Below are 18969 nucleotides of genomic sequence, written 5' to 3' on the forward strand. Positions count from 1 at the left end.
AGAACCGGTGACACGCATCGCCGGTCAGACAAAGTAAAACCGCCCGTAGAGGGCATATCTAGGAGACTACAACATGCGTCACGCACGTGGATACCGCCGCCTGAACCGAACACATGAGCACCGCAAGGCGCTCTGGTCAAACATGGCAGGCTCGCTCATCGAACATGAGCAGATCAAGACAACATTGCCTAAGGCAAAAGAACTGCGTCCGATCATCGAAAAAATGATCACTCTGGCCAAGCGCGGCGACCTTCATGCCCGCCGTCAGGCTGCGTCCAAGTTGAAAGAAGACAAATACGTTGCGAAACTGTTTGAAGTCCTGGGCCCGCGCTACAAGGATCGCCAGGGCGGTTATGTGCGCGTATTGAAGGCCGGTTTCCGGTATGGCGACATGGCACCAATGGCGATCATCGAATTTGTTGATCGTGACCGCGATGCCAAAGGTGCAGGCGACAAAGCCCGCTTGGCCGCAGAAGAAGCCGCCGAATAAGATATTCCGCAAGTTGCGAATGCGAGGCCCTGCCATCTGGCGGGGCCTTTTGTTTTGAATATTGGAATTTGATTGCAAAAAGAGGAGAGGAGTTGCGCAAGCGGTCAAGCCTGCGCATATCTGGGGGATGAAGTATCTGATCCTTGTTCTCATGTTCTGCGCCGCCCCTGTGCTGGGGCAGCAAGTGCCGTCCACTGCCGCGCAAATTCAGCTCAGCTTTGCGCCACTGGTCAAAGAAGCCGTGCCGGCCGTTGTCAACATTTACGCCAAGATCATGGCCGAACCCGCACGAACCCCCCTGCAGCGCGATCCCTTTTTTGAACGGTTTTTTCGTGACCCGTTTTCCGAACAACCAAGGGTTCAGAACTCTCTTGGGTCCGGTGTGATCCTTTCTGAGGACGGCATAGTGGTGTCGAATTATCACGTGGTGGGTATGGCGACTGAAATCCGTGTCGTGCTGAACGACCGCCGCGAATTTTCGGCGCGGGTCTTGCTCGGGGATGAAGAGGCGGACCTTGCGATTCTCCAGATTGAAACCGATGACAAGTTGCCATTCCTGAACCTGCGCGAAAGCGAGAGTGTGGAAGTCGGAGAGCTGGTGTTGGCGATTGGCAATCCCTTTGGTGTTGGGCAAACCGTCAGCAGCGGCATTGTGTCCGGTCTGGCCCGGAGCCGCGCAGGTGGGGGCAATTCCGGACTGGGATATTTCATCCAGACGGATGCGCCGATCAATCCAGGTAACTCCGGTGGCGCATTGATCGACATGGCTGGACGTCTAATCGGGATCAATACCTCGATCCTCACACGGTCCGGTGGGTCCAATGGAATCGGCTTTGCGATTCCATCCGATCTGGTTGCAGCTTTTGTTGCTCAGGCGCGGACAGGTCAGACAAGTTTTGGCAGGCCTTGGGCAGGGATCAGTGGTCAACCGGTGGATGCCGATATGGCAGGCCCTTTGGGGCTGGACCGTCCAGGCGGGATCATCGTGTCGGGTATGCACGAGGCCAGCCCGTTTCGTGGCGCGGGGTTGCAGGTGGGGGATGTGATTACCCATGTGGGCGGGCAACCGGTCAATACACCGGCTGAAATGATTTATCGGATGAGCGTCGAAGGCTTGGGCACCAGCGCAAATGTGACGCTGTTGAGAGGCGGAAATGCGCTTGAGATCTATGTTGATCTGATTGCGGCACCGGACAGCCCCCCCAGAGCCGAAACTGTTTTGGGCGACCGCAGTTTACTGCCCGGTTTGAGGCTTGTACGGGTAAATCCGGCCGTGATTACGGAATTGAACCTGATTCTGGAAAGTAACGGCGTTGCTATCTTGGACCCGGGCCGGTTTGGCCGTCGGGTTGGATTGCAGGCCAGAGATCTGATCCTTGAGGTAAACGGGATCGAGATTGACCACCCGGAGGATGTTGCGGCCATCCTTTCGGGTCAGGTGCGGCGGATTGAAATGGTTGTTCAACGCGGTAACAGGCGCACGTTGCTGCGTTTCAGAGTTTGAACCATGGCTGATTTATTCGAAAACACCGAAAAGGTGGCAGAGGCCGGGCATCGTCCCCTGGCGGACCGGTTGCGGCCTCAGTCGATCGGTGAGGTCATCGGCCAGCAAAAACTGCTCGGTCCGGAAGGGCCGCTGACGGTAATGCTGGAATCTGGAAGTCTTTCGTCTTTGATTTTTTGGGGACCGCCAGGCGTGGGGAAAACGACAATCGCGCGGCTGTTAGCAGATGAAACAGACCTGCATTTTGTACAGATCTCGGCAATCTTTTCTGGTGTGCCAGAGTTGCGCCGCGTTTTTGAGGCAGCGAGGCTGAGGCGGCAGAACGGGCAGGGCACCTTGTTGTTCGTCGATGAAATCCATCGCTTTAACAAGGCACAGCAGGACGGGTTTTTACCGCATATGGAGGACGGCACCATATTGCTGGTGGGGGCTACAACGGAAAACCCGAGTTTTGAATTGAACGCAGCGGTGATGAGCCGTTCGCAGGTCATGGTGTTGGAACGCCTGTCATTGGCCGAGTTGGAATTGTTGGCGCAACGCGCGGAAAACGAAGTGGATCGCCCCCTGCCGCTTGAAGATTCGGCGCGTGAAACCCTGCTGGAAATGGCTGATGGCGACGGCCGTGCGTTGTTGAACCTGATCGAGCAGGTGACGGCTTGGAAAAGTGATGTCAAGCTGGACAAGGCGACCCTGGCAACACGTCTGATGCGGCGGGCGGCGCAATATGATAAGGGCGGCGATGCGCATTACAATCTGATTTCCGCCCTGCACAAATCAGTGCGCGGGTCGGATCCTGACGCGGCCTTGTATTGGTTTGCGCGTATGCTGGAAGGCGGCGAGGACCCCAGGTATCTGGCGCGGCGGATCACGCGGATGGCGGTTGAGGATATTGGGCTGGCCGACCCACAGGCCCAGGCGATTTGCCTGCAAAGCTGGGAAACCTTTGAACGCCTGGGCAGCCCTGAAGGTGAATTAGCCTTGGCGCAGGCGGTGACCTATCTGGCCTTGGCCCCCAAGTCGAATGCCACCTATCTGGCCTACAAGGGCGCGCGCAGGGCAGCGCGGGAAACCGGATCAGAGCCGCCGCCAAAGCATATTTTGAATGCGCCTACCAAAATGATGAAAGAACAAGGTTATGGTACTGGGTATGCCTATGATCATGACGCAGAAGATGGATTTTCAGGACAGGATTATTTTCCGGAAACCATGCAACGGCCGATGCTTTATACACCGGTTGAGCGTGGGTTCGAACGCGATCTGAAAAAGCGGCTGGACTATTTTAGCAAGTTGCGGGCAAAGCGTGCGGGTAAAGCCTGAGCCCCTTGGTTGCTTGACAATTGCGTTGCAAACCACGACAGACCGCAGATGTTTTCAACGTTGCTTCTTGTTGCCTTTGGTGGTGCCCTGGGTGCTGCGCTCCGGTTCCTGTCGGGTGTTGCCGTCTTGCGCCTGACGGGTCCAATGGAATTTCCATTGGCGATCATTACCGTCAACGTGATCGGCTCTTTTCTGATGGGGGTTTTCGTAACCGTTGCGGCGCAAAAAGGGCTGACACATCTCAGCCCTTTTGTGATGACCGGCTTTCTGGGCGGGTTTACCACATTCTCGGCGTTTTCGCTTGAGACCGTGACGTTGATGGAGCGGGGCGAGTTCGCATCGGCCTGTATATATGTGGCGCTCTCGGTGGGTTTGTCCGTCGGGGGGCTGATGGCGGGGCTGTGGCTCGCGCGGGGGATGATGATATGAGCCGTGTTCAAATGTTAACGGTGGGCGAAGATGACGGGGATCAGCGGCTTGACCGATGGTTCAAGCGCAATTTCCCACTGATTTCCCAAGGCAAGATCGAAAAGATGTGCCGCAAGGGTGATATTCGCGTGAACGGAGGTCGTGTCAAAGGTTCGACACGGTTGGAAGTCGGTCAGCAGGTGCGTATTCCCCCATTGCCAGATGTAGAGGCACCACCGCCACCCAAACGGACACGTGTGACGGATGCCGATGCGAAATTCATCCGCAATTGCGTGATTTACCGGGATGAACATGTGATCGCCCTGAACAAACCGCCTGGCCTGCCGGTGCAGGGAGGCTCGGGGCAGGGGGATCGCCATGTCGATGCCTTGTCCGAAGCGCTGATCTTTGACGCCGATGAAAAACCGCGTTTGGTGCATCGGCTGGACAGGGATACGTCGGGGGTACTGTTGCTTGCCCGCACGCGCATGGCAGCCAAGGCGTTGACCGCGGCCATGCGTCACCGCGAAACGCGCAAGATTTACTGGGCGATTGTCGCCGGTGTGCCCACGCCATTTCTTGGCGAGATACGCTATGGACTGATCAAGGCCGGGGGCCATGGCAAGGGTGGTGAAGGCGAAAAGATGATCGCCGTCCATCCGCGGGATGTGGATGACACGCCCGGCGCGAAACGGGCGCATACGCTTTACGCTACCTTGTACCGTGTTGCCTCGCGGGCCTCCTGGGTCGCGCTTGAGCCGATTACCGGGCGCACCCACCAGTTGCGCGCCCATATGGCAGAGATCGGCCATCCCATCGTCGGGGACGGCAAATACGGTGGTTCAGGTCAGGAAAACAAGGGTGACGGCTGGGGAGCCCAGCTTGGCGGTATGATCTCGAAAAAATTACATCTGCACGCGAGGATGATGCGGTTTCAGCATCCAGAAACGCGCAAGATCATCACCGTGACCGCAGAACTGCCTGATCATATGGCACATTCCTGGGAAACCTTTGGTTGGACCGAAGATTTGGCGGCGGATGATCCGTTCGAGACATTGCAATGAGTGACGGCTTGCGATTGGTGATATTTGATGTGGATGGCACACTGGTTGATAGCCAGCGCGATATAGTTGCCGCTATGGAAGTTGCCTTTGCCGCTGTTGCCAGACCGATGCCCCAACGCAGTGAAGTGTTGGGGGTGGTCGGTCTGTCGCTTGACGTTATCTTCCCCCGCCTGGCACCGGATTTGCCGGCTGATGCGCATTTGCAAATGTGTGAGGCCTATAAGGCCGCCTATATCGACATGCGCGCGCGCACTGGTGTGAAAAAATCTTCGCCGCTTTATCCCGGCGCGATAGAAATGCTGCGTCGTCTTCATGCAATGCCGGAAATCCTGTTGGGTGTGGCCACGGGCAAATCCAGACGTGGACTGGATAAATTGATTGAGGGTCACGGGTTGCAAGGGCTCTTTGTAACCCAACAGGTCGCCGACCATCACCCCTCCAAACCCCATCCGTCGATGATCCTGCAGGCGATGGCCGAAACGGGTATCGCGCCGCAAGACACTGTCATGATTGGCGATACGAGTTTTGACATGGACATGGCCGCCGCGGCGGGCGTGCGCGGGATCGGCGTGGAATGGGGCTATCATAACCGTGACGCATTAGGCAGTGCCACGGTGTTGATCGACAGCTACGGGGGACTGTTGCCTGCGCTGAATGAAATCTGGAGCGTCCCTGCATGAGTGACTGGAAAGCAAAGCGATTCTGGAAAGAAACTGCTGTCGAAAAAGTAGCAGAGGGTTTCGAAATCAAACTAGATGGCCGTTCGGTCAAGACTCCTGCAAAGCGGGCGTTGATTCTCCCCACGCAAGCCATGGCCAAAGCGGTCGCTGCGGAATGGGATGCCCAGGAGGGTGAGATCATACCGCATAAGATGCCTGCAACAAAAACCGCCAACGCGGCCATCGACAAGGTATTGGTTCAGCATCGGGAAGTGGCCGAAATGCTGGCGGCCTATGGTGACAGCGATCTGTTGTGTTATCGGGCCGAAGCACCCGAGGAATTGGTGACTCGGCAACATGCTCTCTGGGATCCGATGTTGGACTGGGCGCAAGAAAATTTAGGTGTGCAACTGGGCTTGCGCACCGGCGTCATGCATCAACCCCAAGAGGCTGCTGCATTACAGGTGCTAAGGGATCAGACCCGGAAACTCAGCGCATTTGAACTGGCGGCCTTTCATGATCTGGTCAGTTTGACTGGATCGCTGATCCTTGGGTTTGCCACGACCCGCCAGGCCCGTCCGCCAGAAGAAATTTGGGAACTCTCCCGGCTGGACGAAACCTGGCAAGCGGAACAATGGGGCAGCGACGATGAAGCCGAAGAAATGGCCCGGATCAAAAAGGCCAGTTTCCTGCATGCAGCCCGGATGTTCATGCTTTGTCGCGCTGGCTGATCACATTTGTGCGAATTTGCAGTGCTTTACTTAGCGTTGTGTGACGATATAGCCCGATTTTCAGACCGTACCACTTGACCTTCAAACGGGAATCCGAGCACACTCCTCTCCACTGAGCGGGATAAGCCGTGAAGTATCGCCTCCGATGCCACAAAGGCATTGGATCAACCGCCCAAAAACGTGGCGGACTATCAGGAAGAGGTAACAATGAATAAATCTGTAATTTTCGGTGCATTGACGATCGCCGGTCTTGCAGCCGGCGCTGCGGCTGCTGGCACACTTGACGACGTAAAGGCGCGCGGCAAGCTGAACTGTGGTGTGACAACCGGTCTGGCTGGCTTTGCTGCACCTGATGCGACCGGCGAATGGAAAGGCATTGACGCTGCGTTCTGCCGTGCCGTCGCTGCGGCCGTTCTGGGTGATGCGACAGCCGTAGAGTTCGTACCAACAACCGGCAAGACCCGCTTTACCGCGCTGGCGTCGGGTGAAATTGACGTTCTGGCGCGTAACACCACATGGACCCTGTCCCGTGATGTCGACCTCAAGTTCGATTTCCTCGGTGTGAACTATTATGACGGCCAGGGCTTCATGGTTCCCAAAGCACTGGGCGTTTCGTCAGCCAAGGATCTGGACGGTGCCACCGTCTGTGTACAGACAGGTACAACAACTGAGCTGAACCTCGCGGATTTCTTCCGTGCCAATAACATCAGCTATGAGCCAGTGCCGATTGAAACAAACGCTGAAGGTGCACAGCAGTACCTCGCGGGCGCTTGTGACAGCTACACAACCGACGCATCCGGTCTGGCCTCTACTCGTGCGACATTTGAAAACCCGGGCGACCACACCCTGCTGCCAGAGATCATCTCAAAAGAGCCTCTTGGCCCGCTGGTCCGTCACGGCGATAACGAATGGGGCGATGTTGTCCGTTGGACGCTGAATGCTCTGATCTCAGCCGAAGAACTGGGTGTTACTTCTGCCAATGTCGGTGAAATGTCGACAGGTTCAACCAACCCCGAGATCAAGCGCCTTCTGGGTACCGAAGGTACTCTGGGCGAAATGCTGGGTCTGGATGCTGATTGGGCCAAGCGCGCGATTGCGACACAGGGCAACTATGGTGAAATCTTTGCCCGTAACATCGGGGAAGATACTCCGGTTGGTCTGGCCCGTGGCCTGAACGCACAGTGGACAGACGGCGGCCTGCTTTACAGCCCTCCATTCCGCTAAACACTTCGGTCAAAGGGCGCGGATCATTCCGCGCCCTTTGCGCATCACGGCCGTGTATCACACGAGCCATACGACCAACAAATTTATCCGGTACGGGCACCTTAAGGTGCTGATAAAAAACAACGGCCGGGCAGACGGGGAACAATCTGATGTCGACTACCACCGACCCTCAAGGGGGGACGTTCCGGCTATCCATGCTGATGAACGACTCACGATACCGCTCATTGACACTTCAAGCGATTGCAGCCATTCTTTTGGCGATTTCAATCGGATACATCATTTCCAACCTGCTCGCGAACCTGGCAGAACAGGATTTGAATATCTCCTTCGGGTTTTTGGCTACACCAGCCGGCTATGACATTAACCAAACGCTGATTGAATATACCAGTCAATCGTCCAACACGCGGGCTGCGTTTGTCGGGATCATCAATACACTTCTCGTTGCGATTCTGGCCTGTATCACCGCGACGGTTCTGGGCGTCATCGCTGGTGTTTTGCGGCTTTCAAACAACTGGCTTGTCAGAAAGTTGATGTCCTTTTACGTAGAGATCTTCCGGAACATTCCGGTGTTGATCTGGATTATCATTATTTTTACCATCGTGACGGCAGTGATGCCGAGCGCGAAATCCTATCTGGGCGAAGACCCCGAGCGCGGCATGCTGGGCGGTATCATCGCGTTTACCAACCGCGGCGTTTATGTTCCTGCACCGTTTTTTACCAATGGCTTTGGCGGCGAAGAGGGAAGCATCGCCAACTGGTTGTTGGTGATTGTTGTTTTGTTCGGATCGCTGTTTGCAACCAGGGCAATGACCGCCCGTGCGAACAAGATACAAGAAGACACAGGTATTCGACCCGGCACTCTTTGGACAAATCTGGCGATCTGGCTGGTTCCAGTGGCTGTAGTGCTCTTTATTCTTGGGCTGTCATGGGATTTTCCCGATCCATTGGCCAACCGGTTTAACCTGCGTGGAGGCCTCCAGATTGGTGCACCGCTGATTGCGCTTTGGCTGGCTTTGTCGGTCTACACCGGTGCCTTCATCGCGGAAAACGTGCGTGCCGGTATTCAAGCGGTGTCCAAAGGTCAGACAGAGGCGGCTTCAGCGCTTGGGCTGCGCCCACGTCGCACCATGAGCCTTGTTATCCTGCCGCAGGCCTTGCGGGTGATCATTCCTCCGCTGATTTCGCAATATCTCAACATCACCAAAAACTCTTCACTGGCGATTGCAGTAGGCTATGCCGATATTACGGCGACGCTGGGCGGAATCACCTTGAACCAAACGGGCCGCGCGATTGAGTGTGTCCTCTTGCTGATGTTGTTCTATCTGACGATTTCGTTGCTCATCTCTGCGGTGATGAACGTCTATAATAGCTCAATGAAGCTGAAGGAGCGCTAAGATGACCGGTCCAAAGGAGCTTTTGTCATGAGTGATACACATGCACATTCCGTCGCCTTCGTGCGTACAGAAACATTGCCACAGGCAGCCGCGCCGTCAAATGCTGCGGGGCCGACCAAATGGATGCGCGACAATCTGTTTGCTACACCTGCGAATGGATTGCTCACCATTGCCGCGATTTACCTGATTTATCTGGTGCTTGCATCAACACTGCCCTGGATGCTGAATGGTGTCTGGAACGCGGGCAGCCTGGCCGAGTGTCGCGAGATCCTGCAGGGGACATCCGGTGCCTGTTTTGCGGTGCTGACAGAACGCTGGCCGCAGTTGATGTTCGGTTTCAAATATCCGGCAAGCGAATACTGGCGTCCGACCCTGGCCTTTGTGCTGATGTTTGTCGCGCTTGCGCCGGTGCTGTTTTTCGACCTGCCGCGCAAGCTGTTGATCGTCACAGCATTGTTTCCCTTCGTGGCCTTCTGGCTGATCTGGGGCGGTACCGTCTGGACACCAATCTTTGCGCTTTTGGGGGTTATTGTCGGGTATCTGGTTTACGACCGCTTCGTCGCACAGAGCTTTGCCGCGGGTTTCTTTGGAGGGATTGCAGCAGCAATTGTTGTCTGGACCATCTCGGGATACATCGTGCCGGCACTGGCACCTGAACAGCCATGGCTAGAGGCGGTGCCATCCCGAGACATGGGCGGTTATATGTTGAACATGATGCTGGGGATCACCTGTGTGTCATTGTCGATACCGCTGGGCATCATATTGGCGCTGGGACGGCAATCTTCCATGCCCTTGATCAAATGGATTTGTGTGATCTTTATCGAATTCATTCGCGGTGTGCCGCTGATCACGCTGCTTTTTGTGGCAAGCGTGATGCTGGCCTATTTCTTTCCGCCGGATCAGACGGTCGACCTGTTCTTGCGCGTGGTGATCATGATCACCATGTTTTCGGCGGCCTATATCGCCGAGGTGATCCGTGGTGGACTTGCCGCCTTGCCCAAAGGGCAATATGAGGCGGCGGATTCCCTGGGCCTTGATTATGCGCAAGCGATGCGGCTGATCATTCTTCCACAGGCCCTCAAGATTTCGATTCCTGGCATTGTGAACATTGCCGTGGGCCTTTTCAAAGACACCACGTTGGTGTCGGTCATTTCGATGTTTGACATCATCGGCATGATCCGGGGTCCGATCCTGGCCTCGCAGGACTGGAACGGTCTCTATTGGGAACTCTTCCTGTTTGCCTGTCTCGTCTTCTTTGTCGTTTGCTATGGCATTTCGCAATATTCGCAGTGGCTTGAACGCCGGCTCGCGACAGATCATCGTTAAGAAAGGACTAGAATAATGGCGGAAGCTGCTCAGTTGAAAGTATCTGACGAAGTCGCGATTTCGATCCAGAACATGAATAAATGGTACGGTTCGTTCCACGTTCTGCGCGACATCGACCTGACTGTCTATCGTGGGGAACGTATTGTGATTTGCGGACCTTCGGGGTCGGGTAAATCCACCTTGATCCGATGCATCAACGCATTGGAAGAACACCAGAAGGGATCAATCGAAGTGGACGGTACATTGTTGTCGTCCGACCTCAAGAACATCGACAAAATCCGCTCGGAAGTGGGGATGTGCTTTCAGCATTTCAACCTGTTTCCCCATCTGAGTATTTTGGACAACCTGACATTGGCTCCGATTTGGGTGCGCAAAACGCCCAAGAAAGAGGCCGAAGAAGTTGCGATGCATTACCTCGAAAAGGTGAAAATCCCCGATCAGGCGAACAAGTTCCCCGGCCAATTGTCTGGTGGTCAGCAGCAGCGTGTGGCGATCGCACGCTCCCTGTGCATGAAGCCACGGATCATGTTGTTTGACGAACCGACCTCGGCGCTTGACCCTGAGATGATCAAGGAAGTGTTGGACACGATGATCGAACTTGCCGAAGAGGGCATGACGATGCTTTGCGTGACACACGAGATGGGTTTTGCGCGGCAAGTGGCTAACCGCGTGATCTTTATGGATGAAGGTCAGATCGTGGAACAGAACGAACCAGAAGAGTTCTTTAACAATCCGCAATCACCGCGGACACAGTTGTTCCTGAGCCAGATTCTGGGTCACTGAGCAATGGCGGGGCTTTCCCCGCTTCAAGGATCATAATTCGCGCGGCACCACAAAGTGTCGCGCGTTTGCTTTTCCCCAATCGGCATGGGCCCAATCCGGGATGTCAAAATCTGCGACCAATGTTGCACCTGTGGGATATTTCCGAAAATGTGGATGATCCGGCTGATCGCTCAGGATGGCTGTTGCGACCATGCCGATGCCGGGGTTATGTCCGATAAGCAGAACAATGTCTCCCTGCGCCTGTTGCAGGGTGTTCAAGATTACCCCTGCATTTGCCAGATAAAGCGGTTTGAGAAAAGTTTGCTCAGTCATGTCTGGAAGAGCAAGACCCTGACAGGTTTCTTTTGTGCGCTTCGCCGAACTGCACAGCACCTGATCGGGGAACAGCTTTTGTTTGCGTAACCATTCTCCCAGTGCGGCCGCTGCTTTGCGCCCGCGTTGGTTTAGTGGCCTGTCATGGTCGTTGCCGAACCCGCCGGACCAGTCGGATTTCGCATGGCGCATCAAGATCAGGCGTTTCATTTCAGCCCCCTGTAAATTGTTGCATATGATAGGCGGATTGTGCGTTCATGCGACCAAAGCCTCTGGAAACCGGACAGGCACGGCGGACGGCACAACCGGTGTTAAGGTTGAGGGTTCCTGCGTCGGTTTGTAGAAAGGCCCTGCACGCAGGAACATCATAGCCTGTGGCGGTGAGCGCGCCGGATAGGCAGGCAGTCTTGCAAGGCTGTTGTGCACAATCATTGCAGGGGTTCGGTGGCGGTGGCGGCAAATCAAGTTGATCAGGCAGGGCCAAGGCACCCCTGAAGGATACAAACAGACCAGCGTGGTCATGTACAAGGAACTGGACCGGTGAACTATGGGCGCGCCCGGTCCGCAATGCCCAACTGTAAAACGGTTGAAAGGGCGGACCGCCAAAGGGGAAAAGCGCAATGCCTCCGAGGTCCTTGGCCCAATCGCCAATAACCCTTGTTGACCAACGGTCCATCGGATCCGGCCGGGAATCTTGCCATTCTGGAGAACGCGTAAAGGCGGGCCAGAAATCAGGCTCGTCAGGTCCCAGCAGCAATAGCGTTTTGCAGTGCTTTGGTGTCTTGTCTTCTGGGGTCGGATGAAAGCCGCCCAATATGTTCAACTGGCGTTTCCGTGCGCCGTTCTTGAGCGCTGCATATTTCATCCACGTCGGATGATGCTGCCAGCACCGTGTTCGGTAAACAACTCCAACAGACAGGCGTTGGGCGCGCGTCCGTCGAGGATAACCGCCGCCCGGGCCCCGCCCGCTAGCGCATCAAGCGCGGTCTGGGTTTTCGGGATCATGCCGCCGGCGATGCTGCCATCGGCGATCATATCGTCGATTTGCGTGGCGGATAATTCGGTCAGGACTTCACCCTTGGCATTCCTGACACCGTCAACATCAGTGAGCAACAACAGGCGATCCGCGCCGAGCGCCGCAGCAATCGCCCCGGCCGCAGTATCGCCATTGATATTAAAGGTTTCGCCATTCATCCCCATCCCCAAAGGCGCAATGACGGGAATGATACCCTTGTCTGCAAAATCACGTAACAGACGTGGGTCAATCTTGACCGGTTTGCCGACCAGACCCAGAGCGGGATCTTCGGGTTCGCAGATGATCAGACCGGAATCTTTTCCTGAAAGGCCCACCGCCCGGCCGCCTTGTTCTGAAATGGCCTGAACAATGCGCGAATTTACCAAGCCGCTCAGCACCATTTCGACGACCTGCATGGTCGCAGCATCGGTCACGCGTTTGCCGTTGATGAATTCGGACTTGATGTTGAGACGTGCCAGCATGTCATTGATCATCGGACCTCCGCCATGCACGACAACGGGGTGTACACCGACCTGACGCATCAGCGCGACATCACGGGCGAATTCATTCATCGCAGCGTCGCTGCCCATCGCATGACCGCCCAGTTTGATCACAACAGTCGCATCTGCATAGCGTTGAAGAAAGGGCAGTGCCTGTGACAGAGTTTGCGCGGTGGCGATCCAATCACGGTTCATGTCTTGTTTTCTCATGTTTTGTGCTTTGTCGCGTTATTCCAAGGTCGCAATGATGGCACGAAGAGTCGGGATGCCCCAGCCCTTTTCGGAACTTGTCACGACAATTTCCGGAAAGGCGGCCGGGTGTTTGGACAGGGCTTGGCGGACCTGGTTTAACACTTTTTCGCGTTCCACTTCTTTGACCTTGTCTGCCTTGGTTAACACTGTTTGAAAAGTCAGGGCAGAGCTATCGAGCAGAGCCATGATTTCTTCGTCGACTTTTTTGACACCATGGCGGGCATCAATCAGCAAAAATGCACGGCGGAGGGTTTGACGCCCGGAAAGGTATTGTTTGAGAAGGCGTTGCCATTTTTCAACAACCGGTACTGGGGCGTTAGCATAGCCGTAGCCGGGCAGGTCGACGAGATAATGTTGATCACCTGCCGTGAAAAAGTTGATTTCCTGGGTGCGGCCCGGTGTGTTCGAGGCGCGGGCAAGTGCCTTCATTCCCGTCAGCGCATTGATCAGCGTCGACTTTCCCACGTTGGAACGCCCGGCAAAACAGACTTCCAGTCGATCAGGGGCTGGCAAGCCATCCATTGCTACCACCCCTTTGACAAATGCGGTCTCACCGGCGAACAGCAACCGCCCCTTTTCAAGGGTTTGTGCATCCGGTTCTTCGGCGATGGGAAAGGAGAGTTGCATTACAAAAGCTCCAATGTGTCGCCAAGGGCGATGTTGCCGCTTTGCGTGACTTCAACGTAGACGCCAAAATCCTGATGGCCAAGGGTGTTGAGCATGCCCAAGGTGTCGACGTCCCACTCTCCGGTTTCGGGGTTCGCTGTGGTCGCGAGGCAGCGAGTGATGCGCTCTTTGACCCGAAGGGTAGAGCCTCCCAGGCGTAGGTCGCGGTCGATCCATTCGAATTCCTGCCAGGGGGCGGTACCCTCGAACCAGAGGTTTCCGCGCCAGCGCAGCAGCGACAAGGGGCCTTTGTTCAAGGTTTCAACAGCGCGGTGGGAAACTTGGTTACACAGGGATAACGAGGCAAAAGGTGTATCCGTATATCCACGCCCGACCAGTTCCAGGACGCGAGCCGGTAAGGCGCGGTCTTGTGGAACAAGTGGTTGTACCCAGGCGATAAGCCTATCAGCATCACGTATCGGGTGGACCGTTAGGGGATCGCGGTCCGGATGGGTCAGGGTTACCTCATGGGTCGCTTCATCCAGAACCGCGTTGATCGCCATCAACTGTGGTGCTTTCGCACCACGGCTGAAGTTGGCGCAGGGTGCCCATGTGGTTCCGTCCGCCTTGGCGCTGTCATGTGCGACGGCCCAGCGACGGTCAAAGGGCATCGATTGGCCCGCTTCCAATCGCACGCCTTCCAAAGATTCTCGCCCATGGCTTTTGATCGGATGCCGATAGAGTGCGCTGACCCTCATCACTTTTTGCTCTTCGATGCCGGTGCCTTTGGATCGTTCGCCGCCGCTTTGGGTTTCCGGCTAAAACTGCCTTTGATGTTGCCCATCAGATCGGGTTTGTATCCCTGACTGCGCATGATCAAATACTGCTGTGTAAAGGTGATTGTGTTGTTGGCGATCCAGTAGACAACCAGACCACTTGCGAAGCTGCCGAGCATGAACATGAACACCCATGGCATCCATGCAAAGATCATCTGCTGTGTGGGGTCGGTGGGTGCGGGATTGAGCTTTTGCTGCAGCCACATGGAGATACCCAACAACAGCGGCAGGATACCGATAAAGACCAGTGCCATGATGCTGCCCGGTTCCGGTGTCCCCCATGGGGCAAATCCGTAAAAATTGAAGATCGACGTAGGATCGGGCGCGGACAGGTCGTTGAAAACGCCAAACCAAGGGGCGTGACGCAGTTCGATCGTGACAAAGATCACCTTGTAAAGAGAAAAGAAGATCGGAATCTGCATCAGGATCGGCAGACAACCGGCGGCTGGATTGACTTTGTTTTTCTTGTACAACTCCATCATGCCTTGTTGCATTTTCTGACGGTCGTCACCTGCATCCTTCTTGAGCTTTTCCATCTCTGGCTGAAGTTCTTTCATCTTGGCCATCGAAACGTAAGATTTATAAGCCAGGGGGAAAAGCAGGGCCTTGATGATCAGGGTAAGGCCAATGATCGACCACCCCATGTTGCCGATGAGTTTGTTGATTTCATGTAGCAGCCAGAAGATCGGCTTGGTCAGGAAAAAGAACCAGCCCCAATCGATGCTGTCGATGAATTTGGGAACACCTGCAGTTTCATAATCGCGCAGGATTGCCCATTCCTTGGCGCCGGCGAAAAGCTGTGTCGTGATTTCGGTTGATGCACCTGTTGCGATCGTCTGCGTGGGCAGGCGCGTCACGGCGCGGTAGATGTCGCTGCGGGCGTCATAGGTTAAGGCTTGATCAAATGGTTGGTCTGCGTTGGGGATCAGGATTGCCTGCCAGAAATGGTCGGTAAAACCGATCCAGCCTTCGCTGACGCCCTTTTGAACAATCGCCTGACGGCCCCAGGCCGGGTTGACCTCAGCCTCTGCGATGTCGTCCCAATCGGTTTCGGCCAATTCGCCGTCAGCAATGGCAACAGCACCTTCATGCAGGATAAAGAAGTTTTCCAGATCATCAGGCTGCGAATGTTGAACGATCATGCCATAAGGCGCGATTGTCACCGGATCAGTACCGTTGTTTGTGACGCTTTGGGTCATAGAGAACATAAAGTTCTCGTCCACGGTTATGGTGCGTCCGAAAATCTGGCCGGCACCGTTATCCCAGCTCAGGCTGACAGGATTGCCTACAGAGAGCGCGCCCCCAGCGGTTTGCGCCCATTCGGTATCCGGGCCGGGAACGGCCTCGGGAGAGATGCCGCTGCCCGCCGCCCAGCCTTGTAACGCGTAATAGGCATCGGTCGTTCCTTGCGGCGACAGCATTGTGACGATCGGCGCGTCTGGGTCTGTGGTTGTGCGATAACCTTTGAGGTGGAGATCATCGATGCGCCCACCCAAGAGAGAGATCGACCCCTTAAAGCGCGGTGTGTCGATCTGAATACGGGGTGCTGCCTGCAACGCTTCGTCACGGGTTTGCACGGCTGTGCCCAGAACCGCAGGGGCCGGGCCATCCGCCTGGCCAGCCGGTACAACCGCATCGGCGGGTGCATCCGCGCTTGTTTGTACCGTACCGTCAACGGGCGCTTCGCTGTCAGGCGGAGGAAATAAAACAAACCAGATCAGGATCACAACAAAGCTGAGCGCTGTTGCAAGAATAAGATTTTTGTTCTGTTCGTCCATTGGGACCGCCACCTAAATGTCTGCCGAAAACTAGGGTGGTTCAACAGAGTGCAGCCCTAAAGGTCAAGCGGATTCGGGCCTATTGTCCGTATATGCATGTTGTACAGGCATGTAATGATGACCCATTAAGCAGGCACCGCTGTAGGAAAAATCCGCTATCTGGATTTCGATAAGAACAACCAGCGCTGTAAGGTCATCTGTCATGTGATATTTAAATCATATAAAACAAATGATTAGATGGCAATTCAGGTGCCCTTGTCATTCATGATTTGTGGAACGTTTTCCAGCTTGGTGTTGTGGCGGTCGATCCAATCAAGGGTTTTCTCAAATGGCATGGGGCGGCCTATGCCGAAGCCTTGAACATGGTCACAGCCCAATTGCGCCAGCAGGACATGTTCACCGACGGTTTCCACACCCTCAGCAAGGGTTTCCACACCCAAACGCTCTGCCATTGTGAGGATTGCGCTGATCATGCGTTGCTGGTCAGCGTCGCGGTCAGCCTTCATCACAAAGGAACGGTCGATCTTGATCCGGCTGACAGAGAAATTGCGGATAGAGGCAATAGAGGCATGTCCCGTGCCAAAGTCGTCCAGATCCACGCGGCATCCAAGCTTACCCAAAGCGTTGATATTGCGTGTGATCATATCATCCGGACCTGCGGCAACCACGGTTTCCAATACTTCCACGGCCAGTCGGTTGGGTGTCAGGTCGAACCGGTCCAGTTCCCATTTTATTTTGTCGAGAAGTTTGGGGTTGTTCAGTTCCGAGCCAGCGAAATTTACGCCGACTTGCGGCACGTCGACGCCGGCACCATCCCATGCCTTCAGCGCCGCGAAAGAATGATACATGATCACTTCGGCCAGGCGTTCCAACTGGCCGGCCTGTTCGACCGCAGGTAAAAATTCCGCCGGTGAAATCATGCCCCGTTCCGGGTGCTGCCAGCGGGCTAGAGCTTCAAACCCGGAGATATGGCCGGTTTCTGTCGATATTTGTGGTTGGAACCAGGGCTGGATTTCGCCGTTTTCCAATGCGCGCATGACATCTTCGCGCAGTTCGGCACGGGCCAGGCTGGCTTGTTGCATCCGGGTGGAAAAGGCGCGGATCGCCGAAGGTCCGCGCTTTTGGGCTTCTCTTAGCGCGGTTGCGGCGGCATTTATCCAGTCGCTGCCTGATTTTCCCGGTGCACGGCTAAGCTGACAAAAACCAACCGAAACAGAGATATAGACGCCAGTACCCTCAACAGAAACCGGTTCTTCAACGACTGATTGCAACCGGCCCGCCATCTGGATGCACAATTCCAGGTCAAGATGGCGCACAGGTTCTGCACAGATGGCAAACCGCGCATCACCCATTTGTCCGACACGGTCATCGCCGCGTACGGTGGCCAACAGTCGTTCACTGACCCGATTGCACACAATATCGGCAGTGGCCTGTCCAAACCGTTCGATGATCTGCTCAAAATCCTCAATCACCAGAAAGAAGGCGACTGAATGCCGCCCTTTTTCTTGGGCTCTGAAATAAATCTGTTCTGCGAGTTCCTCAAAGGCGCTGCGTGACAGGATTGAAGTAGACAGATCACCGACAGATGCCGGTCGGCCATGGAAGGTATCGCTTAGCAGATAAAGCAGCGGCAAAAGGCCCGCCAGCACAACCAGTGCCCCTTCACCACCGAACCAGAAGGCCGCAAGGCACATCGCGGGAATAAAGGCGAATGCGGGCGGTCCCGTCAGCACGAGGGCAAGGCGCCGTCGCAGTCGTGCAAGGCCAGTGGGCCAAAATTGCAGCATGGGCATCTCCTGTTGGAAACCGATTGGTGTCGCTTCAAGAGTTGATTTAGAGCCAAAGCAGTGTGTCGGATGTTAACGTGTGCCCGCAGTTTATTAGGGATTTTCCTAAAACTGTTTATCCCTCACGACGCAATCCGGCGAAATCAAACAATTTCGGGTCCAACAAGTGGGATGGCCTTGCGTTCATCAGGGCACGAAACATGACCTGACGACGGCCGGGGCTGTTCCGTTCCCACCCGTCAAGGATTTGTTTCACCTGCTGGCGTTGCAAACCGTCCTGCGATCCGCAGAGATCGCATGGAATAATAGGATAATTCATCGCCTTGCTGAATTTTTCGCAGTCTTCTTCTGCAACATGGGCAAGAGGGCGATAAACAAAAAGGTCCTTCTCTTCGTTCAGCAGTTTCGGCGGCATCGTGGCAAGCCTTGCGCCGTGGAAAAGATTCATGAAAAAAGTTTCGAGGATGTCGTCGCGGTGATGTCCCAGCACAACAGCGCTGCAGCCTTCTTCACGCGCAATCCGGTAAAGAATGCCACGACGTAACCGCGAACAAAGGGAACAAAAGGTGCGCCCCTGGGGCACTTTGTCCATCACGATGGAATAGGTATCTTGATATTCAATGCGATGGGGCACGCCCATCTTTTCCAGAAACCCAGGCAGGACTGTCGCCGGAAAACCAGGCTGCCCCTGATCGAGGTTGCACGCCAAAAGTTCAACAGGCAGCAGACCGCGCCATTGCAATTCGTAGAGGAGCGCCAGCAGGGTATAGCTATCTTTGCCGCCTGAAAGACAGACCAGCCATTTACCGCCAGGTTCGATCATGCCGTATTGTTCAATCGCCTCTCGCGTGTGGCGTACAAGGCGCTTGCGGAGTTTTTTGAACTCCGTTGTTTGAGGGGCCCCGTGAAAGAGGGCGTGAATTTCATTTGGATGGTCAAGCATAAATGGGGCTTAGTTCAACGTGGTGAGGCGATCAAGCGTG

Annotated in this window: 19 protein-coding genes; 11 read left to right on the top strand and 8 right to left on the bottom strand. The window is 55.3% G+C overall.

The features are described 5' to 3' along the window. Positions 1-73 precede the first annotated feature (73 nt). The 11 genes from rplQ (at position 74) to OS190_RS04010 (ending at position 10900) form a co-directional block, all read left to right on the top strand. Positions 74-490: a 50S ribosomal protein L17 gene (rplQ, locus tag OS190_RS03960; protein WP_267157375.1), complete on the top strand. Its 417-nt coding sequence runs from the start codon at positions 74-76 to the stop codon at positions 488-490. 127 nt (positions 491-617) lie between these two features. Further along, on the top strand, positions 618-1994 hold the full coding sequence (locus OS190_RS03965) for a trypsin-like peptidase domain-containing protein (protein WP_267157376.1): 1377 nt from the start codon (positions 618-620) through the stop codon (positions 1992-1994). A 3-nt stretch (positions 1995-1997) separates the two neighbouring features. Beyond that, a complete protein-coding gene (locus tag OS190_RS03970; RefSeq protein WP_267157377.1) occupies positions 1998-3311 on the top strand; it encodes a replication-associated recombination protein A in 1314 nt (437 codons plus the stop codon). Between the two features lie 48 nt (positions 3312-3359). Further along, positions 3360-3740, top strand: a complete 381-nt coding sequence (gene crcB, locus OS190_RS03975; RefSeq protein ID WP_267157378.1) for a fluoride efflux transporter CrcB — start codon at positions 3360-3362, stop codon at positions 3738-3740. Next, positions 3737-4783 carry an RluA family pseudouridine synthase gene (locus tag OS190_RS03980; RefSeq protein ID WP_267157379.1) on the top strand — a complete coding sequence of 349 codons (1047 nt, stop codon included), beginning with the start codon at positions 3737-3739 and terminating at the stop codon, positions 4781-4783. The genes crcB and OS190_RS03980 overlap by 4 nt, the downstream gene beginning before the upstream one ends. After that, complete coding sequence (locus OS190_RS03985; protein ID WP_267157380.1) at positions 4780-5463, top strand: HAD-IA family hydrolase; 684 nt, start codon at positions 4780-4782, stop codon at positions 5461-5463. The genes OS190_RS03980 and OS190_RS03985 overlap by 4 nt, the downstream gene beginning before the upstream one ends. Continuing rightward, entirely contained in the window at positions 5460-6173 is a 714-nt protein-coding gene (locus OS190_RS03990) for an ATP12 family chaperone protein (protein WP_267157381.1), read from the top strand. The genes OS190_RS03985 and OS190_RS03990 overlap by 4 nt, the downstream gene beginning before the upstream one ends. Positions 6174-6380: 207 nt before the next feature. Further along, positions 6381-7397 (top strand): amino acid ABC transporter substrate-binding protein, encoded by a 1017-nt coding sequence (locus OS190_RS03995; protein WP_267157382.1) that lies wholly within the window; start codon positions 6381-6383, stop codon positions 7395-7397. Positions 7398-7546: 149 nt separating this feature from the next. Next, on the top strand, positions 7547-8791 hold the full coding sequence (locus OS190_RS04000) for an amino acid ABC transporter permease (RefSeq protein WP_267157383.1): 1245 nt from the start codon (positions 7547-7549) through the stop codon (positions 8789-8791). 27 nt (positions 8792-8818) lie between these two features. Next, the gene (locus OS190_RS04005; RefSeq protein WP_267157384.1) at positions 8819-10117 is read left to right on the top strand and encodes an amino acid ABC transporter permease; all 1299 of its coding nucleotides are present in this window, start codon (positions 8819-8821) and stop codon (positions 10115-10117) included. Between the two features lie 15 nt (positions 10118-10132). After that, positions 10133-10900, top strand: a complete 768-nt coding sequence (locus tag OS190_RS04010; RefSeq protein ID WP_267157385.1) for an amino acid ABC transporter ATP-binding protein — start codon at positions 10133-10135, stop codon at positions 10898-10900. 30 nt (positions 10901-10930) lie between these two features. Here OS190_RS04010 and OS190_RS04015 read toward each other — a convergent pair whose 3' ends face one another. The 8 genes from OS190_RS04015 to ttcA all read right to left on the bottom strand — a co-directional run bounded on the left by OS190_RS04015 (position 10931) and on the right by ttcA (position 18929). After that, complete coding sequence (locus OS190_RS04015; RefSeq protein ID WP_267157386.1) at positions 10931-11422, bottom strand: SixA phosphatase family protein; 492 nt, start codon at positions 11420-11422, stop codon at positions 10931-10933. Between the two features lies 1 nt (position 11423). Next, entirely contained in the window at positions 11424-12077 is a 654-nt protein-coding gene (locus OS190_RS04020; protein WP_267157387.1) for a ferredoxin, read from the bottom strand. Beyond that, complete coding sequence (gene argB, locus OS190_RS04025) at positions 12074-12937, bottom strand: acetylglutamate kinase (RefSeq protein WP_267157388.1); 864 nt, start codon at positions 12935-12937, stop codon at positions 12074-12076. Before argB ends, OS190_RS04020 begins: the two co-directional genes overlap by 4 nt. Before the next feature lie 18 nt (positions 12938-12955). Beyond that, positions 12956-13606: a ribosome biogenesis GTP-binding protein YihA/YsxC gene (yihA, locus tag OS190_RS04030; protein WP_267157389.1), complete on the bottom strand. Its 651-nt coding sequence runs from the start codon at positions 13604-13606 to the stop codon at positions 12956-12958. After that, a complete protein-coding gene (locus tag OS190_RS04035; protein ID WP_267157390.1) occupies positions 13606-14343 on the bottom strand; it encodes an MOSC domain-containing protein in 738 nt (245 codons plus the stop codon). Before OS190_RS04035 ends, yihA begins: the two co-directional genes overlap by 1 nt. Continuing rightward, positions 14343-16199: a membrane protein insertase YidC gene (gene yidC / locus OS190_RS04040; RefSeq protein WP_267157391.1), complete on the bottom strand. Its 1857-nt coding sequence runs from the start codon at positions 16197-16199 to the stop codon at positions 14343-14345. The genes OS190_RS04035 and yidC overlap by 1 nt, the downstream gene beginning before the upstream one ends. Before the next feature lie 245 nt (positions 16200-16444). Then, the gene (locus OS190_RS04045; protein ID WP_267157392.1) at positions 16445-17986 is read right to left on the bottom strand and encodes a putative bifunctional diguanylate cyclase/phosphodiesterase; all 1542 of its coding nucleotides are present in this window, start codon (positions 17984-17986) and stop codon (positions 16445-16447) included. 115 nt (positions 17987-18101) lie between these two features. After that, a complete protein-coding gene (gene ttcA / locus OS190_RS04050; protein ID WP_267157393.1) occupies positions 18102-18929 on the bottom strand; it encodes a tRNA 2-thiocytidine(32) synthetase TtcA in 828 nt (275 codons plus the stop codon). Between the last annotated feature and the right edge of the window lie 40 nt (positions 18930-18969).

It is taken from the genome of Sulfitobacter sp. F26204 (genome assembly GCF_026410305.1).
Taxonomy (GTDB): domain Bacteria; phylum Pseudomonadota; class Alphaproteobacteria; order Rhodobacterales; family Rhodobacteraceae; genus Sulfitobacter.